Here is a 23,258-nt window from a genome sequence, read left to right on the forward strand (position 1 = left end):
TGCAGCGGCAAAAGACTTAACGGCTCCTCGAAATAGCCCGATATGATTCGGCTCCGACTGCCATCCAGAAGGGAACCCCTCATGCACCGCCTGCCTTCCCTGACCGCCCTGCGCACCTTCGAGTGTGCCGCCCGCCACGGCCACTTCGGCCGCGCCGCCGCCGAGCTGTGCGTGACCGACAGCGCCGTCAGCCACCAGATCCGCCAACTGGAGGATCAACTGGGCGTCGCCCTGTTCGAGCGGGTGGGCCGCCAGGTGCGCCCCAGTGCCGAGGCCGAGCGTCTGCTGCACCACCTGCAGCAGGCCTTCGAGCTGATCGGCAAGGCCTGCGACGAGCTGCGCGATCCGGCTTCCCAGGCGGTGTTGCGGGTGGCGGTCACGGCGGAGCTGGCGCAGAAATGGCTGGTGGCCCGGCTGGCCGACTTCAGCAGCCGCTACCCGCACATCACCCTGCACCTGCACGAGCAGCCGATCGACGCCGGCGCCCCGGCGATGGAGGTCGATGTCGCCATCACCTACGGCACCAGCGCCCTGGACGCCAGCACCCACTTCGTCCGGCCCTTGCCGCTGCTGCAGTTCTTCCCGGTGTGCAGCCCGGGGCTGTTCAACCAGGGCGGGCTCAAGCGTCCGCGCGACCTGGTGCGCCACTGTCTGCTGCACGACGACCAGGATGGCCGCACCTGGACCACCTGGCTGGCCACCCACGCCGACGACGCCTTGCCCACCCGCCAGTTGTACTTCCCCCATGCGGCGCTGGCCCTGGAGGCGGCGGCGCTGGGGCAGGGCGTGGCCATGGGCGACAACCTGACCTGCCAGGCCGACCTGCAGAGCGGCCGCCTGGTGCGCCCGTTCAACGCCAGCGTGACGGCCCAGGGGCAGTACGCGCTGGTCTGCGAGCGCTTGCGCCTGGAGCGCGGCGCGGTGGCCGAATTCATCGAATGGTTCATCGAACAGATCGCCGAGTCCTGAATTCAATTCAACTATCGCTGAGTTTTCATCGTTGGAAGCCCGGCGCCCGGCGGCGTAGCGTGCAGTCATCACTCACCGATGACGAGGTTGACCCATGGCACGTTCGCTCACCACCACCCCGAAGGCCGATGGTTTCCGCCTGCCTGGCGAATTCGAGCGCAAGGCCGGTTGCTGGCTCGGCTGGCCGGAGCGCCCGGATGTCTGGCGCAACGGCGGCAAGCCGGCGCAGAAGGTCTGGGTCGAGATCGTCACGGCCATCGCCTCCAGCGAGCCGGTGACCGTCTGCGCCTCCGCTGCCCAGTACGCCAATGCCCGGCGCCTGCTGCCGGCCCATGTACGGGTGGTCGAGATGACCTGCAACGACACCTGGTTCCGCGACAGCGGCCCGTGCTTCGTGGTCAACGACGACAGCGGCGAGGTGCGCGGCGTGGACTTCGAGTTCAATGCCTACGGCGGCCTGGACGGTGGTCTCTACTACCCCTGGGACAAGGACGACCAGATCGCCCGCAAGATCCTCGAGATCGAGAACCTGGACCACTACCGCGCGCCGCTGATCGCTGAGCTGGGCGGTATCCAGAGCGATGGCCAGGGCAGCCTGCTGACCACCGAGCAGTGCCTGCTCAACCGCAACCGTAACGCGCACCTGGGCAAGGACGAGGTGACCCGCCGGCTACAGGACTACCTGGGCGCCGAACAGGTGATCTGGCTGCCGCGTGGCTGCAAGTTCGACGAGACCGACGGCCATGTCGACGACCTGGCTTGCTTCGTGCGCCCCGGCGAAGTGGTGCTGCAATGGACTGACGATCGCAACGACCCGCAGTGGGAGATCTACCAGCAAGCCTATGACATCCTGCGCAGCACCCGCGACAGCCGTGGCCGGGCCCTCAAGGTGCATAAGCTGCCGCAGCCGCAGGTGCTGGAATGGACGGCGGAGGAAGCCGCAGGCCTGGACCAGGTCGACGGTACCCACCTGCGCCAGGCGGGTACGCGCATCTGCGCCTCGTACATCAATTACTACGCGGGCAACTCGGCCATCGTCGTGCCGCTGTTCGGCGACCGCAACGACGCCGTGGCCCAGGCTACCCTGGCGGAACTGTTCCCCGACCATCGCATCCTCGGTATCGAGCACTCCCGGGAGATCCTGCTGGGCGGTGGCAACGTCGCCTGTATCACCATGCCGCAATACGCTGGAGGCCGCCGCCCATGAAACTGCGCAACCTGACCCTGGCGCTCGCCCTGGGCTGCACGGTGGCGGTGGCCCAGGCAGCCGACGCACAACAGCCGACCGTCAACCTGTACATCTGGGGCGAGTACCTTGCCCCGGACACCTTGGCCAACTTCGAGAAGCAGACGGGCATCCGCGTGGTCGCCGACCACTTCGACTCCCTGGAGACGGCCGAGACCAAGCTGCTGACCGGCCGTAGCGGCTACGACGTGGTGCTCAGCGCCGGCCAGCACCTGAGCCGGGCGATCGCCAGCGGTGCCCTGCAACCGCTGGACAAGAGCAAGGTGCCGCACCTGGCGGGTATCGGCGAGGAGTTCCGTCAGCACATGGCGGTGTTCGATCCGGGCAATCGCTATGCTGGCACCTATGCCTGGGGCACCACGGGGGTGGGCTTCCAGCAGGAGGCGGTGGCGGCACGCTTGCCGGATGCACCGCGTGACAGCTGGGCGATGCTGTTCGATCCGCAGGTGGCGGCGAAATTCGCCGATTGTGGGGTGAGCCTGCTCAACGACCCCAACGAGGTGTTCGCCGCGGCGATGCGCTACCTGGGGCTGGACATCAACCAGCAGCGCGTGGAGGATCTGCGGGCGGCCGAGGCGCACCTGCGCAAGATCCGCCCCTATATCCGTTATTTCGACAACGATCGCAACATCAACGACCTGGCCAACGGCGAGACGTGCGTGGCGATGTCGTGGAACGGCAACGTGGCCATCGCCCAGACGCAGGCGCAGCAGGCTGGCAAGGCCTTCAGCCTGGACTACCGCATTCCCAGCGAGGGAACGCTGATCTGGCTCGATGCGTTGGTGGTGCCCAAGGATGCGCCGCATCCCGAGGCGGCCTGGCAACTGGTCGATTACCTGATGCGGCCCGAGGTGATCGCGCCGATCACCGACACCATCCACTACGCCAATGCGATCACGGCTGCCGACGAGTTGGTGGACCCTGGGATCCGCAATGCGCCGGGGACCTACCCGCCGGCCGAGGTGCGGGCGCGGTTGTATACCAAGAACGACAATGGCAAGGCCTTCAACCGGGAGTTGACCCGGGCGTTCAGTCGGTTGAAGAGCGGGACCTAGGCTGGGGGAATGACCTGAACTGCCTGGGTGCCTGTACGGGCCCATTCGCGGGCAAGCCCGCTCCCACAGGGGCCTGCAAAACCGCATCACTTGTGATCGACGCGGCCCCAGGATTACCCAGGCCGGCGCATCTGCGGTTCAGGTCGCCGCCTTGCGCCGCCCTGACCTCGGTTTGCCGCTGACGGCCTTGGCCGAACTTCCCGCTGCCTTGCCCTTGCCAGCGCTCCTGCGCTTCTTCTTCCAGGGCGCCCCCTTGCCCCCGGCCGGTACCGCCGGGCCATTGATGGTCAGGCGCATGCCGGAGCAGCGCTGCACCAGCTTGCCCATCCACGCCGATTGCCGGGCGACGAATTCGTCCAGGCTCATCTCACCGCTCTGCACCATGTCCAGGGCTTGTTCCCAGATCGCCGTGGTGCCTGGGTCGGCGATGGCGCGGGGGACGGCGTCGATCAGGCTGAAGGCCGCCGGGGTAGCGCTCAGCGCCTTGCCGTTCTTGACCAGGTAACCGCGCTCGATCAGGCCCTGGATGATGCTGGCGCGGGTGGCCTCGGTGCCGATGCCGGTGGTTTCCTTGAGCTTCTGCTTGAGCAGTGGGTCGTCCACCAGTTTGGCGACGTTCTTCATCGCCTTGATCAGGTCGCCTTCGGTGAACGGCTTGGGGGGCTGGGTCCACAGGTCCTTGAGTTGCAGGCCGTGAACGGCGCAGTCCAGGCCTTCGTGCAGGGGTGGCAGCACCTGGGGCGGTGGCGCCTCGCGGCCTTTGGCGGGTGTCAGGGCCTCGGGCAGGGCGCGGCGCCAACCCGGCTCGACGATCTGCTTGCCCACCGCACGCAAGGCATGGCTGGCGCAGTCGAATTCGGCCTGGGTGCGGTCGTACTCGTGGTTGGGCAGGAACTGCGCCAGGTAGCGAGCACGGACCAGGGTATAGACGGCCCGGTACTTGGGTGGCAGGCGCGCAGGGTCGCTGGCGGCGGCGGTGGGGATGATGCCGTGGTGGGCGCTGACCTTGGCGTCGTTCCAGGCCCGCGAGCGGCGTTGTGGCTCGAGATGGGGCTGCAACGGGGCGAGGCTGGCGTCGGCGCGCTGCAGGGCGGCGAGGATCGCTGGCGCCTCGCCATGCTGGCTGAGCGGCAGGTAGCCGCAGTCGCTGCGCGGGTAGGTGATCAGCTTGTGGGTTTCGTACAGGGCCTGGGCGATGTCGAGGGTTTCCTGGGCACCGAGGCCAAGCTTCTTCGAACACACTTCCTGCAGGGTGCCCAGGTCGAAGGGCAGGGGGGCCGCTTCGCGCACGCGCTCGGTGGCCACCTTGAGCACCCGTGCGCTGCCGGCCGCGTCGATGTCGGCGGCCGCTCGCTGTGCCAGGGCCTGCTTGAGGCAGCGGCCCTGGTCGTCGCAGGCGTCCTCCGGGGCGCGCCATTGGGCGTTGAAGACACTGCCGGCGTGCTCCAGCTGCACGTCGATGGCCCAGTAGGGGACTGGCACGAAGTCGGCGATGCTACGGTCGCGGTCCACCACCAGGCGCAGGGTCGGGGTCTGCACCCGTCCTACCGGCAGTACGCCCTGGTAGCCGGACTGGCGGCCGAGCAGGGTGAACAGGCGGCTCATGTTCATGCCGATCAGCCAGTCGGCGCGGGAGCGGCCCAGGGCCGAGTGGTACAGGTTGAAGGTCTGGTGGCCGGGCAGCAGGCGTGCCAGGGCCTTGCGGATCGAGGCGTCGTCCAGCGCCGACAGCCACAGGCGCTGGATCGGCCCACGGTAGCGGCAATGTTCGACCAGTTCGCGGGCGATCATCTCGCCTTCGCGGTCGGCGTCGGTGGCGATCACCAGCTCGCGGGCTTCGCCGAGCAGGCGCTTGACCGCCTTGAACTGGCTGGCGGTCTTGGGCTTGACCAGCATCTTCCACTGCTGCGGGATGATCGGCAGGTCGGCCAGGACCCAGCGCTTGTAGCGCTCGTCGTAGCGGTCCGGTGGTGCGGTCTCGAGCAGGTGGCCGATGCACCAGGTCACGCAGACATCGGTACCGTGCCAGCAGCCGTCGCCCTTGCGGGTGGCGCCGAGGACCTTGGCGATGTCCTTGGCCTGGGAGGGTTTTTCGCAGAGAAAGAGGCGCATGGCCGGAAACACTTCATGGTGACGATGGCGTCAGGATGCGCAAAACGAGGCGGGCAGGCAAGAATTATCTGTATGGGTGTACAGTGTTCTTGCAAGCGGGTTTTTCGAGGGGCGGGAAACTGGGGCCCTTGCAGGGGCCTGTAGGAGCAACTGTCTTGTGTGGGCTGTGCCGGCCCTATCGCCGGCAAGCCGGCTCCCACAGGTTCTCTGCTGGGCCCTGTGGGAGCACTTTGCGTCGCGATGGTCGGCAGGGCCGGCCCTGGGGGATCAGGCCAGTTCGCGGGAATCGCGCACCATGTCGACATGGGGAATGCCGGCCTCGAGGAATTCCTCGCTGACCACCCGGAACCCCAGGCGCTCGTAGAACGGTGTGGCATGCACCTGGGCACTGAGCATCTGCTGCTTGAGGTCGCGGTTCTGCGCCTCGACGATCACCGCGCGCATCAGTGCATCGCCCACCTTCAGGCCACGCCAGTCCTTGAGCACCGAGACCCGGCCGATGGTGCCATCGGGCAGCAGGCGTGCGGTGCCGATCGGGTAGTCGCCTTCCAGGGCCAGGAAGTGCACGGCGCTCGGGTCTTCGGCGTCGAACTCCAGCTCCGGCGGCACGTGTTGCTCGGCGACGAACACCGCGCTGCGGATGCGGTGGATATCGGCGTTGTCTTTGTGCCAGTCGGCGAGGCGAACGCTGATCTTATTCATTGGCAAATCCCAGGCTTCCTTGTTTGACCAGCTGGCATACCAGCGTCAGGCCATCTTCGTCTTCCAGCCACTGTACAAGGTTTTCGATGTGCAGTGCGTCGGCGGCGCAGATCAGTTTCAGCAGCTCGCGCAGGTGGCCCGGGAGCAGGCGGCTCTGGCCGCTGGCGAACAGCAGCAGGTTGTCGTCGACTTCCGACCAGGCCAGGCGCGCGCTGGGGTTGCGGACCAGGATCGCGCCTTGTTCGAGGCTGTCGATCAGCTCTTCCTCGCTCAGTTCTTCGCCGGACACCAGCTCCGGGTAGCGCGGCTCGGTCATGAACTGGCCGAACCAGGTCAGCAGCAGACGTTCATCGCCCATGTGCTCGGCCAGCAGGGTCTTGAGGCGCTCGAGGGCATCGTGCTGGATCTGGTGCGGGTCGCTGGCAGGCTCTGCGTCTGCGTCGCTGTAGCGCTCTTCGTCCGGCAGGAACTGGCTGAGGAAGTCGGTGAAGTGGGTCAGCACTTCGGCCGCGCTCGGCGCGCGGAAGCCCACCGAGTAGGTCAGGCAGTCGTCTTCGGCCACGCCGTAGTGGGCCAGGCGCGGCGGTAGGTAGAGCATGTCGCCGGGTTCCAGGGTCCATTCGTCCTGCTGCTCGAAATCGGCGAGGATGCGCAGGTCGGCGTGGTCCAGCAGCGGGCTGTCGCTGTCGCACATCTGGCCGATCTTCCAGTTGCGCTTGCCGTGGCCCTGGAGCAGGAACACGTCGTAGTTGTCGAAGTGTGGGCCAACGCTGCCGCCGGGAGCGGCGAAGCTGATCATCACATCGTCGATACGCCAGCTGGGCAGGAAGCGGAAGTGCTCCAGCAGCTCGGCCACTTCCGGGACGAACTGGTCGACCGCCTGCACCAGCAGGGTCCAGTCACGCTCCGGCAGGGTGGCGAAGGTGTCCTCGGCGAACGGGCCGCGACGCAACTCCCAGGGGCGTTCGCCGTGCTCGAGCACCAGGCGCGACTCGACTTCTTCTTCCAGGGCCAGGCCGGCCAGCTCGTCGGGGTCGATCGGGCTTTGGAAGTCCGGAAAGGCCTGGCGCACCAGCAGGGGCTTCTTCTGCCAGTAGTCGCGCAGGAATTCGCGGGCCGTAAGGCCACCCAGCAGCTGCAGTGGAGTATCAGGATTCATGTTCAACCTATTGAAAAAACGTAATTTTCGTCCGGGAATAAAAACGCCCGGCCAGGCCGGGCGTCGAACGCGGAGGCTGGCTCAGATGCGCTTGGCCTGGGCCGCCGCGTTGCCGATGTAGGTGGCCGGGGTGAGCTGCTTGAGCTCGGCCTTGGCGTCGGTCGGCATGTCCAGGCCATCGATGAACGCCTGCAGGGCTTCGGGGCTGATGCCCTTGCCACGGGTCAGCTCCTTGAGCTTCTCGTAGGGATTCTCGATGTTGTAGCGGCGCATGACGGTCTGGATCGGCTCGGCCAGGACTTCCCAGCAGGCGTCCAGGTCTTCGGCGATGCGGGCGACGTTCACTTCCAGCTTGCCGATGCCCTTGAGGCTGGCCTCGTAGGCGATGACGCTGTGGGCGAAGCCCACGCCCAGGTTGCGCAGCACGGTGGAGTCGGTCAGGTCGCGCTGCCAGCGGGAGATCGGCAGCTTGCTGGCCAGGTGCTGGAACAGGGCGTTGGCAATCCCCAGGTTACCCTCGGAGTTCTCGAAGTCGATCGGGTTGACCTTGTGCGGCATGGTCGAGGAGCCGATCTCGCCGGCGACGGTCTTCTGCTTGAAGTAGCCCAGGGAGATGTAGCCCCAGACGTCGCGGTCGAAGTCGATGAGGATGGTGTTGAAGCGGGCGATGGCGTCGAACAGCTCGGCGATGTAGTCGTGCGGCTCGATCTGGGTGGTGTAGGGGTTGAACTGCAGGCCCAGCTCTTCCTCGATGAAGGCACGGGCGTTGGCTTCCCAGTCGATCTGCGAGTAGGCCGACAGGTGGGCGTTGTAGTTGCCTACGGCGCCGTTGATCTTGCCCAGCAGCGGCACGGCGGCGACCTGGGCGATCTGGCGCTCCAGGCGGTAGACCACGTTGGCCAGCTCCTTGCCCAGGGTGGTCGGCGAGGCCGGCTGGCCGTGGGTGCGCGAGAGCATCGGCACGTCGGCATGCTGATGGGCCAGGGTGCGGATGGCCTCGGCGATCTGGCGCATCAAGGGCAGCAGCACTTCGTCGCGACCGGCGCGCAGCATCAGGGCGTGGGACAGGTTGTTGATGTCCTCGCTGGTGCAGGCGAAGTGGATGAACTCGCTGACCTTGGCCAACTCGGGCAGTTGGGCGGCCTGCTCCTTGAGCAGGTACTCGATGGCCTTGACGTCATGGTTGGTGGTGCGCTCGATTTCCTTGACGCGCTCGGCGTGCTCGAGCTTGAAGTCGCTGGCCAGGGTGTCGAGCAGGGCGTTGGCCTCGGCCGAGAAGGCGGGCACTTCAGCGATCTGCGGGTGGGCGGCCAGGCGCTGGAGCCAGCGCACCTCGACCAGGGCGCGGAAACGGATCAGGCCGTATTCGCTGAAAATGGGGCGCAGGGCCTGGGTTTTGCCGGCGTAGCGGCCGTCTACAGGGGAAACCGCAGTGAGCGAGGAGAGCTGCATGGCGTGTTCTCGGACAGTCAGGCTTTTGAAGGGGCGCATATCATACATGAAAAAGGGCAGCAGCGAGCCTCGAGCTACGAGCGGCAAGAGAATGCGAACGCTACGCTGCTTCTACTTGCAGCTTGCGCTTACCCCCGCATCATGTCGTACAGCTCGTTGAGCAACTTGCGCCGGCTGAACACCAGTTGCCAGCGGTGCCCGCCCAGTTGGCGCCACAGGCGCGCGGCACGGATACCGGCGAGCAGCAGGGCGCGGATCTTCGACGCATTGCTGGCCTGCTGCAGGAAGCGCATGTCGCCATGCACCTGGATACGCTGGCGCAGGGTGCTCAGGGTGTCCTGGTACAAGGCTCCACTGGAAGCGATGACATTTTCGTGAACCAGGCCGAAATGGTCGGCCTGGGCCTGGATCTGCGGCAGGCGTTGGCCGATGGTGTCGAGCATGTCGCCGCGCTTGGCCAACTGGCGCTCCAGGCCCAGCATCGATAGGGCATAGCGCAGGGGTTCGCGCTGCAGGCTGCTGGGGTCGCGCTCCAGGGCGCCGACCAGGGCACGGTAGCCGTCGCGCAGGTTGAGGTCGTCGCCACCGAACACCTCCAGGGTGTCCTTGGGGTCGCGCACCAGCAGGCTGCCGAGCATGCAGCCGATGTCGGCCTCGCTGGCCTGGCCGGTACGGGCGATGCGGTCGACCAGCACCGCGGCCTGGAACACACCACCGAGGGCGACCAGTTGCTCTTGGGTACCATTCATGCGCGTGGGCTCCAGGGCTCGGCGGTTTCGATCACACCGCCACCCAGGCACACCTCGCCGTCGTAGAACACCACCGACTGGCCCGGGGTCACGGCCCGTTGCGGCTCGTCGAACACGGCCCGGTAGCCGCTCGCGGTGCGCTCGAGCACGCAGGCCTGGTCGCCCTGGCGGTAGCGCACCTTGGCGGCGAGGCGGCGCGGGGCGGACAGGTCGACCGGGTTGACCCAGTAGATCTCCGAGGCCAGCAGGGCGCGGGAGAACAACCAGGGGTGTTCGTTGCCCTGGCCGACGACCAGCACGTTGCGCGACAGGTCCTTCTCCAGCACGTACCACGGCTCGTCGCCGGCGTCCTTCATGCCGCCGATGCCCAGGCCCTGGCGCTGGCCGATGGTGTGGTACATCAGGCCGTGGTGGCGGCCGATCACTTCGCCTTCGGTGGTCTCGATGTTGCCGGGCTGGGCCGGCAGGTACTGCTTGAGGAAGTCGCTGAAGCGGCGCTCGCCGATGAAGCAGATGCCGGTGGAGTCCTTTTTCTTGGCCGTGGCCAGGCCGTGTTTCTCGGCGATGGCGCGTACCTCGGGCTTTTCCAGTTCGCCGACCGGGAACAGGGTGCGAGCGATTTCCTTGCCGCCGACGGCATGCAGGAAGTAGCTCTGGTCCTTGTTCGGGTCCAGGCCCTTGAGCAGTTCGGTGAGCTCGCCGGTGTCGCGGCGACGCACGTAGTGGCCGGTGGCGATCAGGTCGGCGCCGAGCGACAGGGCGTAGTCGAGGAAGGCCTTGAACTTGATCTCGCGGTTGCAGAGGATGTCCGGGTTCGGCGTGCGGCCGGCCTTGTATTCCGCGAGGAAGTGCTCGAACACGTTGTCCCAGTATTCGGCGGCGAAGTTGGCGGTGTGCAGCGTGATGCCGATGCGGTCGCACACGGCCTGGGCATCGGCCAGGTCTTCGCGGGCGGTGCAATATTCGGTGCCATCGTCCTCTTCCCAGTTCTTCATGAACAGACCTTCCACCTGGTAGCCCTGCTCCATGAGCAGAAGGGCGGAGACGGAAGAGTCCACGCCGCCGGACATGCCGACGATGACGCGGGTCTTGGCGGGGTCTTTGAGTGCTGGGCTGGTCATGGCTACCGGTTGTATCTGGGAAAAAGGCCGATTCTATCAGGCCGGGCCTCGCGCGTCAGTCGCGCAGCAGGTCGAGGCTGTGCAAGGGGCCTGCCAGGTAGTCGTCGATGCAGCGCGGCACCAGTTCGCTGCGCCAGCGCGTGGGGTCGGCCAGCAGCTCGTCGCGGGTCAGCCAGACGGCGCGTACGATGTCGCTGTCCAGGGCCAGCTCCGGGCGTTGGCGCACGGGGCGGGCGGCGAAGCAGATGCGCTGGTAGGTCACGCCGTTGCTCGGCGCGGTGTACAGGTAGATGCCGACCACGCCGGTGAGCTCGACTTCCCAGGCGGTTTCCTCGAGGGTTTCGCGCAGGGCGGCCTGGGGCAGGGTCTCGTTGGCTTCCAGGTGCCCGGCGGGCTGGTTGAAGACGTGCTGGCCGGCCTTGAGTTCCTCGACCATGAGGAAGCGGCCCTGGTCTTCGACGATGGTGGCGACGGTGATGTGGGGTTGCCAGGACATGCTCGGTTTTTTCCAAAGTGGCGAGCGTCGAGCTGCAAGCGGCAAGAAAAAGCGGCTCGCAGGCTGCTCTCTCTTGCCGCTTGCAGCTCGAAACTCGAAGCTGAAAAAGCACAAACCCCGGTGCGTGGCCGGGGTTTGCGCTGTTACGTCAAGCGAACCTTACAGTGCGGCGATCGCGCTGTTGAAGGTCTGGCTCGGGCGCATCACCTTGCTGGTCAGCTCGGCATCCGGGGCGTAGTAGCCACCGATGTCGGCCGGCTTGCCCTGCACGGCGTTGAGCTCGGCGACGATGGTCGCCTCGTTCTCGGCCAGGGCCTTGGCCAGTGGGGCGAAGCGCGCCTGCAGGGCGGCATCGTCGCTCTGCGCGGCCAGGGCTTCGGCCCAGTACAGGGTCAGGTAGAAGTGGCTGCCGCGGTTGTCGATGTTGCCGACCTTGCGTGCTGGCGACTTGTTGCCGTCGAGGAACTTGCCGGTGGCCTGGTCCAGGGTGTTGGCCAGGACCTTGGCGCGTGGGTTGGCGTAGGCGTTGCCCAGGTGCTCCAGGGAAGCGGCCAGGGCCAGGAACTCGCCCAGCGAATCCCAGCGCAGGAAGTTCTCTTCGACCAGCTGCTGCACGTGCTTGGGCGCCGAACCGCCGGCACCGGTCTCGAACAGGCCGCCGCCATTCATCAGCGGAACGATCGACAGCATCTTGGCGCTGGTGCCCAGCTCCATGATCGGGAACAGGTCGGTCAGGTAGTCACGCAGTACGTTGCCGGTCACCGAGATGGTGTCCTTGCCTTCGCGGATGCGCGCCAGGGAGAACTTGATGGCCTCGACCGGTGCCAGGATACGGATGTCCAGGCCGCTGGTGTCGTGGTCCTTCAGGTACTTCTGGACCTTCTCGATCATCACGCCGTCGTGGGCGCGGGCGGGGTCCAGCCAGAACACCGCCGGGGTGTCGCTCAGGCGAGCGCGGTTGACGGCCAGCTTGACCCAGTCCTGGATCGGCGCGTCCTTGGTCTGGCACATGCGGAAGATATCGCCGGCCTCGACGTTCTGCTCCAGCAGCACCTGGCCCTTGCCGTCGACCACGCGCACGACGCCGTCGGCCTTGATCTGGAAGGTCTTGTCGTGGGAGCCGTATTCCTCGGCCTTCTGCGCCATCAGGCCAACGTTCGGCACGCTGCCCATGGTGGTCGGGTCGAAGGCGCCGTTGGCCTTGCAGTCCTCGATCACGGCCTGGTAGATGCCGGCGTAGCAACGGTCAGGGATGACTGCCTTGGTGTCCTGCAGTTCGCCCGCGGCGTTCCACATCTTGCCCGAGTCACGGATCATGGCCGGCATCGAGGCGTCGACGATGACGTCGCTCGGCACGTGCAGGTTGGTGATGCCCTTGTCGGAGTTGACCATGGCCAGGGCCGGACGGACGGCGTACAGGGCCTGGACGTCGGCTTCGATCTCGGCCTGCTTGTCGGCTGGCAGGTCCTTGATGCGGGCGTACAGGTCGCCGATGCCGTTGTTGGCGTTGAAGCCTACCTCGGCCAGGGCGGCGGCGTGCTTGGCCAGCACGTCGTTGTAGAACTCCTCGACGATGACGCCGAACATGATCGGGTCGGAGACCTTCATCATGGTCGCCTTCAGGTGGACCGACAGCAGCACGCCGGAGGCCTTGGCGTCGGCGATCTGCTCGGCGATGAAGGCTTTCAGGGCCTTGCGGCTCATGACGGCGCAGTCGATGACTTCGGCGGCCTTGACCGGGGTCTTTTCCTTCAGGACGGTGGTGGCGCCGTCCTTGCCGACCAGCTCGATGCGCAGGCTGTCATCGGCCTCGATCAGCGCGGCCTTTTCGCTGCCGTAGAAGTCGCCCTGGCTCATGTGCGCCACGTGGGACTTGGAGTCGGCGGCCCAGGCGCCCATCTTGTGCGGGTGCTTGCGGGCGTAGTTCTTGACCGACAGCGGGGCGCGGCGGTCGGAGTTGCCTTCACGCAGGACCGGGTTCACGGCGCTGCCCTTGATGCGGTCGTAGCGCGCGCGGGCTTCCTTCTCGGCCTCGGTGGCCGGCTCGTCGGCGTAGTCGGGGATGTTGTAGCCCTTGCCCTGCAGTTCCTTGATCGCGGCCTTGAGCTGCGGTACCGAGGCGCTGATGTTCGGCAGCTTGATGATGTTGGCTTGCGGGGTGGTGGCCAGCTGGCCCAGTTCCGCCAGGTGATCGCCTACCTGCTTCTCGGCACCGAGCTGCTCGGGGAACGCGGCGAGGATACGGCCAGCGAGGGAGATATCGCGGGTTTCGACGGCGATGTCAGCGCAAGCGGTGAAGGCTTCGATGATTGGCAGCAGTGAGTAGGTGGCGAGGGCGGGAGCTTCGTCGGTGAAGGTGTAGATGATCTTGGAACGGGTGGGCATATGCGGGTTAACTCTCTGTTTTGCTGAGCGTGCTCGAAGTCTCGAGGTGCGCAGGGTAGGCGCTTCGCCCTGGCGGCGCCATGGGCAATTGGTCGAGAGGCTACGAGCGGTGATGGTGGATGCATCAGTCGAGCGTCAAACGGCTGGGTCGCGGTAACGGCCCAGGCTTTTTGGCCGTTGATGGCCGAGGGCGAGCCGCGTTTTTCCAAGGGTTCGCCCCAATGACCCTGCGGTCAGCGCCGGAGTATACCAAACCCTTCGGCCTAATCAGCAAGGCGAAGTGATATCGATTCACTTATAAGACCAAAGGCGTAGGAGCAATGTGGCGTGATGCCGCAGGCTCGAGGGGCTGCAAGCTTCAAGCTGCAAGCGGCAAGAAAAAGCGGCTATGCGGTGTGGCTGAGCTTGCGGTCGGCGCGGTTTTGGAGGCGTGCCCGTCATTGAATCCAGCGCCGATCAGCTTGCCGCTTGCAGCTTGAAGCTTGCAGCCCGGAAAAGCTGGTTTAGGCTCAATGGATCGCAGGATGTCCAATCACACTTGGCAAGCGGAGTAGTGCAGCATGGGATACCAGAAAATCAAGGTTCCGGCAGAAGGCACCAAGATCACCGTCAATGCAGACCATTCGCTCAACGTTCCAGACAACCCCATCATCCCCTACATCGAGGGCGACGGCATTGGCATCGATGTCACGCCGGTGATGATCAAGGTGGTGGATGCCGCCGTGCAGAAGGCCTACGGCGGCAAGCGCAAGATCGCCTGGATGGAGGTGTATGCCGGCGAAAAAGCCACTCAGGTCTATGACCAGGACACCTGGCTGCCCCAGGAAACCCTCGACGCGGTGCGCGAGTACGTGGTGTCGATCAAGGGGCCGCTGACCACCCCGGTGGGCGGCGGCATTCGCTCGCTCAACGTGGCCCTGCGCCAGCAACTGGACTTGTATGTCTGCCTGCGTCCGGTGCTGTGGTTCCAGGGCGTGCCCAGCCCAGTGAAGAAGCCTGGCGACGTCGACATGGTGATCTTCCGCGAGAACTCCGAGGACATCTATGCCGGCATCGAGTGGAAGGCCGGCTCGCCCGAGGCGAACAAGGTGATCAAGTTCCTCAAGGAGGAAATGGGCGTCACCAAGATCCGCTTCGACCAGAACTGCGGCATCGGCGTCAAGCCAGTCTCCGAGGAGGGCACCAAGCGCCTGGTGCGCAAGGCGTTGCAGTACGCCGTGGACAACGACCGCGAGTCGGTGACCCTGGTGCACAAGGGCAATATCATGAAGTTCACCGAAGGCGCCTTCAAGGACTGGGGCTACGAGGTGGCGCGCGACGAGTTCAAGGCCGAGTTGCTCGATGGCGGCCCCTGGATGACGTTCAAGAACCCCAGGACTGGCCGCGACATCGTGGTCAAGGACGCCATCGCCGATGCCATGCTCCAGCAGATCCTGCTGCGCCCGGCCGAGTATGACGTGATCGCCACCCTCAACCTCAACGGCGACTACCTCTCCGACGCCCTGGCGGCGGAGGTGGGCGGCATCGGCATCGCGCCGGGGGCCAACCTGTCCGACACCGTGGCCATGTTCGAGGCGACCCATGGCACCGCGCCCAAGTACGCCGGGCAGGACAAGGTCAACCCAGGCTCGGTGATCCTCTCGGCGGAGATGATGTTGCGGCACATGGGCTGGACCGAGGCGGCCGACCTGATCATCAAGGGAACCAATGGCGCCATCGCGGCCAAGACCGTTACCTATGACTTCGAACGCCTGATGGACGGGGCCACGCTGGTCGGCAGCTCGGGCTTCGGTGACGAGATGATCAAGCACATGTGAAGGCGCGGGTCGTTGGGGCTGCGTTGCAGCCCTTTCGCGACACAAGGCCGCTCCCACAGGGGCGCCCCTAAAAACACTGGGTCAGGTTTCGTTCTAATTTAGGCAACAAATGAAAACCGGCCAGCCCTGCGAGGGCTGGCCGGTTCCCGATGTGCCTGCAGAAGGCTGTGTGGATCAGGCCTGGACGGTATTCGCCACAGGCTGGGCTTCGGCCTTCGCGGCCGTGGCGCCGGCACCGCAGATATTCACCGCGTGCAGGCCCTTGGGGCCCTGGACGATATCGAAGGTCACGGGCTGGCCGGCCTTGAGCGTCTTGTAGCCGTCCATCTGGATATGCGAATAGTGGGCGAACAGGTCTTCGCTCTTGCCCTCCTCATTGACGAATCCATAGCCCTTGGCATTGTTGAACCACTTGACTTTACCGCTCGCCATCCTCATGTCCCTCTGCAAAGGACTCCATCACTGGAGTATCATCCACGTCATCCGCATACGAACCATGCGAAAAAATCTGGTTGACTGCGCGGATCTTTATCGACCACGGTGGGTTCTTATTGGTTGTAACACCGTTTTGCCGATAGTCAAGGTCAGACGGCGCCCGCGCCGGGCGCGGCCTTCGCGGTCAACCCACTACCTTAACCTGTCGATATGATGAAATTCTTTCCATGCATCCACTCAGCCAGATTCGACTAACATTCAATCAGGATCGCCCGCAATCTAACGAGGACGACGGCTCCGGTCTGGCGGTACAGGAAGCCAAGCCGATCCTGCAGGCGCCACCGATGTACAAGGTGGTTTTGTTCAACGATGACTACACACCGATGGATTTCGTCGTCGAAGTGCTCGAGACGTTCTTCAATCTGAACCGCGAGCTGGCGACCAAGATCATGCTGACCGTCCACACCGAAGGGCGGGCAGTGTGCGGATTGTTTACCCGCGACATCGCCGAGACCAAGGCCATGCAGGTCAACCAATACGCCAGGGAAAGCCAGCATCCGCTACTCTGTGAAATCGAGAAGGACGGTTAATCGCCGACCACTTGGGTATGAGGTGAAGCTATGTTAAACCGCGAGCTCGAAGTCACCCTCAATCTGGCCTTCAAGGAGGCCCGTTCGAAGCGTCATGAATTCATGACCGTCGAGCATCTGCTGCTGGCACTCCTTGACAACGAGGCCGCCGCGACCGTTCTGCGCGCCTGTGGCGCCAATCTCGACAAGCTCAAGCACGACCTGCAGGAGTTCATCGATTCCACCACGCCGCTGATCCCCGTGCATGACGAGGACCGCGAGACCCAGCCGACCCTGGGCTTCCAGCGTGTACTGCAGCGTGCCGTGTTCCATGTGCAGAGCTCCGGCAAGCGCGAAGTCACCGGCGCCAACGTGCTGGTGGCGATCTTCAGCGAACAGGAAAGCCAGGCCGTGTTCCTGCTCAAGCAGCAGAGCGTGGCCCGCATCGACGTGGTCAACTACATCGCCCATGGCATCTCCAAGGTGCCGGGTCATGGGCCGCACAGCGAAGGCGACCAGGACATGCAGGACGAGGAGGGCGGCGAGGCCGCGTCCTCGGGCAATCCGCTGGACGCCTATGCCAGCAACCTGAACGAACTGGCCCGTCTGGGCCGCATCGACCCACTGGTGGGGCGCGAGCAGGAAGTCGAGCGGGTCGCCCAGATCCTCGCCCGCCGGCGCAAGAACAACCCGCTGCTGGTCGGCGAGGCCGGGGTGGGCAAGACCGCCATCGCCGAAGGCCTGGCCAAGCGCATCGTCGATGGCCAGGTCCCGGACCTGCTGGCCCAGAGCGTGGTGTACTCCCTCGACCTGGGTGCCCTGCTGGCTGGCACCAAGTACCGGGGCGATTTCGAAAAGCGCTTCAAGGCTTTGCTTGGCGAACTGCGCAAGCGCCCGCAGGCGATCCTGTTCATCGACGAGATCCACACCATCATCGGTGCCGGCGCGGCGTCGGGAGGGGTGATGGATGCGTCCAACCTGCTCAAGCCGTTGCTGTCGTCCGGTGACATCCGCTGCATCGGTTCGACCACCTTCCAGGAGTTCCGTGGCATCTTCGAGAAGGACCGTGCCTTGGCGCGGCGTTTCCAGAAGGTCGACGTCACCGAGCCGTCGGTGGAAGACACCGTGGGTATCCTGCGTGGCCTGAAAGGCCGCTTCGAGAGCCACCACAACATCGAGTACAGCGACGAGGCCCTGCGTGCCGCGGCGGAACTGGCCGCACGCTACATCAATGACCGGCACATGCCGGACAAGGCCATCGACGTGATCGACGAGGCCGGCGCCTATCAGCGCCTGCAGCCGGAGGACAGCCGCGTCAAGCGCATCGACGTGCCGCAGGTCGAGGACATCGTCGCCAAGATCGCGCGGATTCCACCGAAGCATGTCACCAGCTCCGACAAGGAGCTGCTGCGCAACCTCGAGCGTGACCTCAAGCTCACGGTGTTCGGCCAGGACGCGGCGATCGACTCGCTGGCCACGGCGATCAAGCTCTCGCGTGCCGGGCTCAAGGCGCCCGACAAGCCGGTCGGTTCGTTCCTCTTCGCCGGCCCTACCGGCGTGGGCAAGACCGAGGTGGCGCGCCAGTTGGCCAAAGCCCTGGGTGTCGAGCTGGTGCGCTTCGACATGTCCGAGTACATGGAGCGGCATACCGTGTCGCGCCTGATCGGTGCGCCGCCCGGCTACGTCGGGTTCGACCAGGGCGGTCTGCTGACCGAGGCGATCACCAAGCAGCCGCATTGCGTGTTGTTGCTCGACGAGATCGAGAAGGCCCACCCGGAAGTCTTCAACCTGCTGCTGCAGGTGATGGACCACGGCACCCTGACCGACAACAACGGGCGCAAGGCGGATTTTCGCAACGTGATCCTGATCATGACCACCAACGCCGGCGCCGAGACCGCCGCGCGGGCCTCGATCGGCTTCACCCAGCAGGACCATACCTCCGACGCCATGGAAGTCATCCGCAAGAGCTTCACGCCGGAGTTCCGCAACCGCCTGGACACCATCATCCAGTTCGGCCGCCTGAGCCACGAGACGATCAAGAGCATCGTCGACAAGTTCCTCATCGAACTGCAGGCGCAGCTGGAAGACAAGCGTGTACTGCTGGAAGTCAGCGACGATGCCCGCGGCTGGCTGGCGACCACCGGTTACGACGTGCAGATGGGCGCGCGGCCGATGGCACGGCTCATCCAGGACAAGATCAAGCGGCCGCTGGCCGAGGAGATCCTGTTCGGCGAGCTGGCCGAGCACGGCGGGGTGGTGCACATCGACCTGCGCGATGGCGAGCTGGTGTTCGACTTCGAGACCACGGCCGAGGTGGCGTGACCGTAGTAACGGGGCCGCTTTGCGGCCCCGGTTTCTCGTAATCCATGAAAAAGCCCGGCACATGGCCGGGCTTTTCATTGGCTTGAGCTTAGCGCGCGCGGTAGGTGATGCGGCCCTTGCTCAGGTCGTACGGCGTCAGTTCGACGCGGACCTTGTCGCCAGTGAGAATGCGGATGTAGTTCTTGCGCATCTTGCCGGAGATGTGCGCGGTTACGACGTGCCCGTTTTCCAACTCCACGCGGAACATGGTGTTGGGCAGGGTGTCGACGACAGTACCTTCCATTTCGAAGCTGTCTTCTTTCGACATGCAGTAAAGCCCTCGGTATCCAGTGACGGCCCGACGCACCACTGCATCGGGCAAAAAAAGTGGCGTGGATTATGCCCGAAAACTGTGTTTCAAGCCAATGCTTTCAATTGAGGGTGACCCAGCGCTGGTTGATCAGCAGTTCGATGGGGCGGTACTGGGTCTTGTAGTTCATTTTCTTGCAGTTCTTGATCCAGTAGCCGAGGTAGACCGCGTCGAGGTTCTGCCGCAGCGCCTCGGTGATCTGCCAGAGGATGGCGTAGCGGCCCAGGCTGCGGCGTTCTTCCTCGGGCTCGTAGAAGGTGTAGACCGCCGACAGGCCGTTGGGCAGCAGGTCGCACACCGCCACTGCCATCAGCCTGCCTTCCAGGCGGAACTCGTAGAACCAGCAGAACGGCAGGTCGCGCACCAGGAAGGTGGAGAACTGGTCGCGGCTTGGCGGGTACATGTCACCGTCGGCATGGCGCTGCTCGATATAGCGCCGGTACAGGTCGAAATACTCTTCCTTGAACGCCGGGCGTGCGGCGCTGACGGTGAGGTCGGCGTTGCGCTTGAGGATACGCCGTTGCTGGCGGTTGGGGATGAAGCGCGCGGCCGGGATGCGCGCTGGCACGCAGGCATTGCAGTGCTGGCAATGGGGGCGATACAGGTGGTCGCCACTGCGGCGAAAGCCCATTTCCGACAGGTCGGCGTACACATGCACGTCCATCGGTTGGCTGGGATCGAGGAACAGGGTAGTGGCCTGCTCGTCCGGGAGGTAGCTGCAGGAGTGGGGCTGAGTGGCATAGAACTTCAACCGCGCCAACTCTGTCATGATCGACCCCTCGGCAAGACTTTGCCTTAAGTGTAAGCCAGCTGGCAGAACTCGCCTAGCGCACCCAGGTGGCGCCGCTGGGTTGGTCCAGGTAGCGCGCCAGGTGGTCGGCGAAGCTGGCGCGGCTGATGGCGCGGGCGCCGAAGCTGTGCAGGTGGTTGGTCGGCATCTGGCAGTCGATCAGCACGAAGCCGGCCTGCCGCAGGTGCTCGACCAGCGTCGCGAAGCCCACCTTGGAGGCATTGTCGGCGCGGCTGAACATCGATTCGCCGAAGAATAGCCGGCCCATGGCCAGGCCATACAGGCCGCCGACCAGCTCGCCCTCCTGGCGTACCTCCACCGAGTGGGCGATGCCGCGCCGATGCAGCTCGCAATAGGCGGCGCGCATGTTGTCGGTGATCCAGGTGCCGTCGGCATAGTCGCGGGGGGCGGCGCAGGCGGCGATCACCGCCGGGAAGTCGGTGTCGAAGGTGACCTGGTAGCGGCCTTGGCGCATCAGTTTGGCCAGTGAGCGAGACACGTGCAGCTCGTCCGGGAACAGCACGGTGCGTGGGTCGGGTGACCACCAGAGGATCGGTTGGCCGTCTTGGTACCAGGGGAAGCAACCATGGCGATAGGCCTGCACCAATCGCTCCGGGCTCAGGTCGCCGCCGGCGGCGAGCAGGCCGTTGGGCTCGTGCAGGGCTTTTTCCAGGGGCGGGAAGGTGAGCGAGTCACGGGTCAACCAGGTGAGCATTGTCTTTCGGCGGTGGGGGAGGGGAGGGTGAAGAGCATGGCGCGGCGGTGGTTGCAGGTCAATGCATGGTCTTGTAAGAGCGTGTGGCAGGGGGGCGGCACCGATTGACGCTTGCTCATGCATGCAATGGAAGATTTCCTACACAATCGCCCGCCATCCGGCACCAACCCGGACATTTGCTGTCATACCTGTGCAAAAACACAGCATAAGCCTTTGTCACGAAAGAAAATGCGTGCTCAAATTGCAGGCATAGGAAATTGGCCCCCGTTCACGCCCCGTATGGCGTGCCGCCATGGCGGCTGGCGGGCAGTAATGTTAAAAGTAGTGGTTCGTCGACCGGTCACCGGGTCGATCACTACTGGACGCGCAGCAAGCGCAGGAATAGACGCGTTTTGAAGAAATCCACCGCAACCCCGACCCCCTTGCCCGTGCCCCTGTGGCGGCAGCAGCTGCATTACCGCCTCAAGGAAGGCGCACTGATCGCCGTCGGCGCCCTGTGCCTGTACCTGTGGATGGCACTGCTGACCTACGACACGGCGGATCCGGGCTTCAGCCACACCAGCAACGTCGAGCAGGTGCAGAACGCCGCCGGCCGTGCCGGTGCCTACTTCGCCGATATCCTGTTCATGGTGCTGGGGTATTTCGCCTACATCTTCCCGCTGCTGCTGGCGATCAAGACCTGGCAGATCTTCCGCGAACGCCACCAGCCCTGGCAGTGGAGCGGCTGGCTGTTCTCCTGGCGGCTGATCGGCCTGGTGTTCCTGGTGCTGTCGGGCGCGGCGCTGGCGCATATCCATTTCCATCCGCCGGCAAGCTTGCCGTTCTCCGCCGGTGGCGCGCTGGGCGAAAGCCTGGGCGACCTGGCGCGCAACCTGCTCAACGTGCAGGGCAGCACGCTGATGTTCATCGCCCTGTTCCTGTTCGGCCTGACCGTCTTCACCGACCTGTCCTGGTTCAAGGTGATGGACATCACCGGCAAGATCACCCTCGACCTGTTCGAACTGGTGCAGAGCGCGGCCAATCGCTGGTGGGCGGCGCGCAACGAGCGCAAGCGCCTGGTGGCGCAACTGCGCGAGGTGGACGAGCAGATCGACGAAGTAGTCGCCCCGGTGGTGGCCGACAAGCGCGAGCAGGTCAAGGCCCGCGAGCGCATCATCGAGCGTGACCAAGCCCTGAACAAGCACGTGACCCAGCGCGAGCAGCAGCCGGCGCCGGTGATCATGCCGGCCCCGGCCAAGGCGCCGGAGCCGAGCAAGCGGGTGATGAAGGAAAAACAGGCGCCGCTGTTCGTCGACAGCGCCGTGGAAGGGACCCTGCCGTCGATTTCCATCCTCGACCCGGCCGAGCAGAAGAAGATCGAGTACTCGCCCGAGTCGCTGGCCGGCGTCGGCCACCTGCTGGAAATCAAGCTCAAGGAATTCGGCGTCGAAGTCTCGGTGGACTCGATCCACCCGGGCCCGGTGATCACCCGCTACGAGATCCAGCCGGCGGCCGGGGTCAAGGTCAGCCGCATCGCCAACCTGGCCAAGGACCTGGCGCGCTCCCTGGCGGTGACCAGTGTGCGCGTGGTCGAGGTGATCCCCGGCAAGACCACCGTGGGTATCGAGATCCCCAACGAGAACCGCCAGATCGTGCGCTTCTCCGAGGTGCTGTCGTCGTCCCAGTACGACGAGGCCAAGTCGCCGGTCACCCTGGCCCTGGGCCATGACATCGGTGGCAAGCCGGTCATCACCGACCTGGCCAAGATGCCCCACCTGCTGGTGGCCGGTACCACCGGTTCCGGTAAGTCGGTGGGGGTCAACGCCATGATCCTGTCGATCCTGTTCAAGTCCAGCCCGGAAGACGCGCGCCTGATCATGATCGACCCGAAGATGCTCGAGCTGTCGATCTACGAGGGCATCCCGCACCTGCTCTGCCCGGTGGTCACCGACATGAAGGACGCCGCCAACGCCTTGCGTTGGAGCGTGGCCGAGATGGAGCGGCGCTACAAGCTGATGGCGGCGATGGGCGTGCGCAACCTGGCCGGCTTCAACCGCAAGATCAAGGACGCCCAGGAGGCCGGCGAGTCGATCCCCGACCCGCTGTACCGCCGCGAGAGCATGGACGACGAGCCGCCGGCACTGAAGACCCTGCCGACCATCGTCGTGGTGGTCGACGAATTCGCCGACATGATGATGATCGTCGGCAAGAAGGTCGAAGAGCTGATCGCCCGTATCGCCCAGAAGGCGCGGGCCGCCGGTATCCACCTGATCCTCGCCACCCAGCGTCCGTCGGTGGATGTGATCACCGGCCTGATCAAGGCCAACATCCCGACCCGCATGGCCTTCCAGGTGTCGAGCAAGATCGACTCGCGGACCATCATCGATCAAGGCGGCGCCGAGCAGTTGCTCGGCCACGGTGACATGCTCTACATGCCGCCGGGCACCAGCCTGCCGATCCGCGTGCATGGCGCCTTCGTCTCCGACGACGAGGTGCACCGCGTGGTGGAGGCCTGGAAACTGCGTGGCGCACCGGACTACAACGACGACATCCTCAACGGTGTCGAGGAGGCCGGCAGCGGCTTCGACGGTGGTGGTGGCGGTGGTGGCGATGGCGACGATCCGGAAGCCGATGCCCTGTACGACGAAGCGGTGCAGTTCGTCCTGGAAAGCCGTCGGGCATCCATTTCCGCGGTGCAGCGCAAGCTGAAGATCGGCTACAACCGCGCTGCGCGGATGATCGAGGCCATGGAGATGGCTGGCGTGGTCACCCCCATGAACAGCAACGGCTCGCGGGAAGTGATTGCCCCGGGCGGCCCACGCGATTGATGATCACC

The 23,258-nt window shown here is 65.1% G+C and carries 19 protein-coding genes; 7 read left to right on the forward strand and 12 right to left on the reverse strand.

Annotated elements, in window-relative coordinates:
* Positions 1 to 81 precede the first annotated feature (81 nt).
* The 3 genes from ACDI39_RS00080 to ACDI39_RS00090 all read left to right on the forward strand — a co-directional run bounded on the left by ACDI39_RS00080 (position 82) and on the right by ACDI39_RS00090 (position 3,270).
* Complete coding sequence (locus ACDI39_RS00080) at positions 82 to 969, forward strand: LysR substrate-binding domain-containing protein (RefSeq protein WP_486537199.1); 888 nt, start codon at positions 82 to 84, stop codon at positions 967 to 969.
* Between the two features lie 94 nt (positions 970 to 1,063).
* A complete protein-coding gene (gene aguA / locus ACDI39_RS00085; RefSeq protein WP_225789175.1) occupies positions 1,064 to 2,176 on the forward strand; it encodes an agmatine deiminase in 1,113 nt (370 codons plus the stop codon).
* Positions 2,173 to 3,270: an extracellular solute-binding protein gene (locus ACDI39_RS00090; RefSeq protein WP_225789176.1), complete on the forward strand. Its 1,098-nt coding sequence runs from the start codon at positions 2,173 to 2,175 to the stop codon at positions 3,268 to 3,270. The genes aguA and ACDI39_RS00090 overlap by 4 nt, the downstream gene beginning before the upstream one ends.
* Before the next feature lie 138 nt (positions 3,271 to 3,408).
* On the opposite strand, the gene ACDI39_RS00095 is transcribed toward ACDI39_RS00090, so the two are convergent.
* The 8 genes from ACDI39_RS00095 to ACDI39_RS00130 form a co-directional block, all read right to left on the reverse strand.
* A complete protein-coding gene (locus ACDI39_RS00095; RefSeq protein ID WP_253081545.1) occupies positions 3,409 to 5,382 on the reverse strand; it encodes a DNA topoisomerase III in 1,974 nt (657 codons plus the stop codon).
* Positions 5,383 to 5,649: 267 nt separating this feature from the next.
* The gene (locus ACDI39_RS00100; protein ID WP_225789178.1) at positions 5,650 to 6,084 is read right to left on the reverse strand and encodes a GNAT family N-acetyltransferase; all 435 of its coding nucleotides are present in this window, start codon (positions 6,082 to 6,084) and stop codon (positions 5,650 to 5,652) included.
* Positions 6,077 to 7,243: a ribosomal protein uL16 3-hydroxylase gene (locus ACDI39_RS00105; RefSeq protein WP_225789179.1), complete on the reverse strand. Its 1,167-nt coding sequence runs from the start codon at positions 7,241 to 7,243 to the stop codon at positions 6,077 to 6,079. Before ACDI39_RS00105 ends, ACDI39_RS00100 begins: the two co-directional genes overlap by 8 nt.
* A gap of 81 nt (positions 7,244 to 7,324) precedes the next feature.
* Positions 7,325 to 8,695 carry an adenylosuccinate lyase gene (gene purB / locus ACDI39_RS00110; RefSeq protein ID WP_225789180.1) on the reverse strand — a complete coding sequence of 457 codons (1,371 nt, stop codon included), beginning with the start codon at positions 8,693 to 8,695 and terminating at the stop codon, positions 7,325 to 7,327.
* Between the two features lie 128 nt (positions 8,696 to 8,823).
* Positions 8,824 to 9,444: a high frequency lysogenization protein HflD gene (gene hflD, locus ACDI39_RS00115; RefSeq protein WP_225789181.1), complete on the reverse strand. Its 621-nt coding sequence runs from the start codon at positions 9,442 to 9,444 to the stop codon at positions 8,824 to 8,826.
* Positions 9,441 to 10,565 (reverse strand): tRNA 2-thiouridine(34) synthase MnmA, encoded by a 1,125-nt coding sequence (mnmA, locus tag ACDI39_RS00120; RefSeq protein WP_225789182.1) that lies wholly within the window; start codon positions 10,563 to 10,565, stop codon positions 9,441 to 9,443. Before mnmA ends, hflD begins: the two co-directional genes overlap by 4 nt.
* A 55-nt stretch (positions 10,566 to 10,620) precedes the next feature.
* On the reverse strand, positions 10,621 to 11,061 hold the full coding sequence (locus tag ACDI39_RS00125) for an NUDIX hydrolase (RefSeq protein WP_253101537.1): 441 nt from the start codon (positions 11,059 to 11,061) through the stop codon (positions 10,621 to 10,623).
* A gap of 159 nt (positions 11,062 to 11,220) precedes the next feature.
* Positions 11,221 to 13,446 carry an NADP-dependent isocitrate dehydrogenase gene (locus tag ACDI39_RS00130; protein ID WP_225789184.1) on the reverse strand — a complete coding sequence of 742 codons (2,226 nt, stop codon included), beginning with the start codon at positions 13,444 to 13,446 and terminating at the stop codon, positions 11,221 to 11,223.
* Between the two features lie 560 nt (positions 13,447 to 14,006).
* Here ACDI39_RS00130 and icd point away from each other — a divergent pair.
* Positions 14,007 to 15,263, forward strand: coding sequence for an NADP-dependent isocitrate dehydrogenase (gene icd, locus ACDI39_RS00135; protein WP_225789185.1), 1,257 nt, complete (start codon positions 14,007 to 14,009; stop codon positions 15,261 to 15,263).
* 174 nt (positions 15,264 to 15,437) lie between these two features.
* Here the strand turns inward: icd and cspD are convergent, their stop codons facing one another.
* Positions 15,438 to 15,695 (reverse strand): cold shock domain-containing protein CspD, encoded by a 258-nt coding sequence (gene cspD, locus ACDI39_RS00140; RefSeq protein ID WP_317235052.1) that lies wholly within the window; start codon positions 15,693 to 15,695, stop codon positions 15,438 to 15,440.
* A 230-nt stretch (positions 15,696 to 15,925) separates the two neighbouring features.
* Between cspD and clpS the strand changes: the two genes are divergently transcribed.
* Positions 15,926 to 16,288, forward strand: a complete 363-nt coding sequence (gene clpS, locus ACDI39_RS00145) for an ATP-dependent Clp protease adapter ClpS (RefSeq protein ID WP_225789186.1) — start codon at positions 15,926 to 15,928, stop codon at positions 16,286 to 16,288.
* 30 nt (positions 16,289 to 16,318) lie between these two features.
* Positions 16,319 to 18,589 (forward strand): ATP-dependent Clp protease ATP-binding subunit ClpA, encoded by a 2,271-nt coding sequence (clpA, locus tag ACDI39_RS00150; RefSeq protein ID WP_225789187.1) that lies wholly within the window; start codon positions 16,319 to 16,321, stop codon positions 18,587 to 18,589.
* A gap of 88 nt (positions 18,590 to 18,677) precedes the next feature.
* On the opposite strand, the gene infA is transcribed toward clpA, so the two are convergent.
* From infA to aat, 3 genes are all read right to left on the reverse strand, one after another.
* On the reverse strand, positions 18,678 to 18,896 hold the full coding sequence (gene infA, locus ACDI39_RS00155) for a translation initiation factor IF-1 (RefSeq protein ID WP_002553999.1): 219 nt from the start codon (positions 18,894 to 18,896) through the stop codon (positions 18,678 to 18,680).
* Positions 18,897 to 18,999: 103 nt separating this feature from the next.
* On the reverse strand, positions 19,000 to 19,707 hold the full coding sequence (locus tag ACDI39_RS00160; protein WP_225789188.1) for an arginyltransferase: 708 nt from the start codon (positions 19,705 to 19,707) through the stop codon (positions 19,000 to 19,002).
* A gap of 55 nt (positions 19,708 to 19,762) precedes the next feature.
* On the reverse strand, positions 19,763 to 20,443 hold the full coding sequence (gene aat, locus ACDI39_RS00165) for a leucyl/phenylalanyl-tRNA--protein transferase (RefSeq protein WP_253080564.1): 681 nt from the start codon (positions 20,441 to 20,443) through the stop codon (positions 19,763 to 19,765).
* Positions 20,444 to 20,835: 392 nt separating this feature from the next.
* Here aat and ftsK point away from each other — a divergent pair, with 392 nt between their 5' ends.
* Positions 20,836 to 23,250 carry a DNA translocase FtsK gene (gene ftsK, locus ACDI39_RS00170; RefSeq protein ID WP_253080565.1) on the forward strand — a complete coding sequence of 805 codons (2,415 nt, stop codon included), beginning with the start codon at positions 20,836 to 20,838 and terminating at the stop codon, positions 23,248 to 23,250.
* Positions 23,251 to 23,258 lie beyond the last annotated feature (8 nt).

Source organism: Pseudomonas sp. Tun-23181, from assembly GCF_057415455.1.

Coding starts and splice junctions, on each gene's coding strand:
- ACDI39_RS00080 (WP_486537199.1), top strand. CDS start 82: ATGCACCGCCTGCCTTCCCTGACCGCCCTGCGCACCTTCGAGTGTGCC.
- aguA (WP_225789175.1), top strand. CDS start 1,064: ATGGCACGTTCGCTCACCACCACCCCGAAGGCCGATGGTTTCCGCCTG.
- ACDI39_RS00090 (WP_225789176.1), top strand. CDS start 2,173: ATGAAACTGCGCAACCTGACCCTGGCGCTCGCCCTGGGCTGCACGGTG.
- ACDI39_RS00095 (WP_253081545.1), bottom strand. CDS start 5,382: ATGCGCCTCTTTCTCTGCGAAAAACCCTCCCAGGCCAAGGACATCGCC.
- ACDI39_RS00100 (WP_225789178.1), bottom strand. CDS start 6,084: ATGAATAAGATCAGCGTTCGCCTCGCCGACTGGCACAAAGACAACGCC.
- ACDI39_RS00105 (WP_225789179.1), bottom strand. CDS start 7,243: ATGAATCCTGATACTCCACTGCAGCTGCTGGGTGGCCTTACGGCCCGC.
- purB (WP_225789180.1), bottom strand. CDS start 8,695: ATGCAGCTCTCCTCGCTCACTGCGGTTTCCCCTGTAGACGGCCGCTAC.
- hflD (WP_225789181.1), bottom strand. CDS start 9,444: ATGAATGGTACCCAAGAGCAACTGGTCGCCCTCGGTGGTGTGTTCCAG.
- mnmA (WP_225789182.1), bottom strand. CDS start 10,565: ATGACCAGCCCAGCACTCAAAGACCCCGCCAAGACCCGCGTCATCGTC.
- ACDI39_RS00125 (WP_253101537.1), bottom strand. CDS start 11,061: ATGTCCTGGCAACCCCACATCACCGTCGCCACCATCGTCGAAGACCAG.
- ACDI39_RS00130 (WP_225789184.1), bottom strand. CDS start 13,446: ATGCCCACCCGTTCCAAGATCATCTACACCTTCACCGACGAAGCTCCC.
- icd (WP_225789185.1), top strand. CDS start 14,007: ATGGGATACCAGAAAATCAAGGTTCCGGCAGAAGGCACCAAGATCACC.
- cspD (WP_317235052.1), bottom strand. CDS start 15,695: ATGGCGAGCGGTAAAGTCAAGTGGTTCAACAATGCCAAGGGCTATGGA.
- clpS (WP_225789186.1), top strand. CDS start 15,926: ATGCATCCACTCAGCCAGATTCGACTAACATTCAATCAGGATCGCCCG.
- clpA (WP_225789187.1), top strand. CDS start 16,319: ATGTTAAACCGCGAGCTCGAAGTCACCCTCAATCTGGCCTTCAAGGAG.
- infA (WP_002553999.1), bottom strand. CDS start 18,896: ATGTCGAAAGAAGACAGCTTCGAAATGGAAGGTACTGTCGTCGACACC.
- ACDI39_RS00160 (WP_225789188.1), bottom strand. CDS start 19,707: ATGACAGAGTTGGCGCGGTTGAAGTTCTATGCCACTCAGCCCCACTCC.
- aat (WP_253080564.1), bottom strand. CDS start 20,443: ATGCTCACCTGGTTGACCCGTGACTCGCTCACCTTCCCGCCCCTGGAA.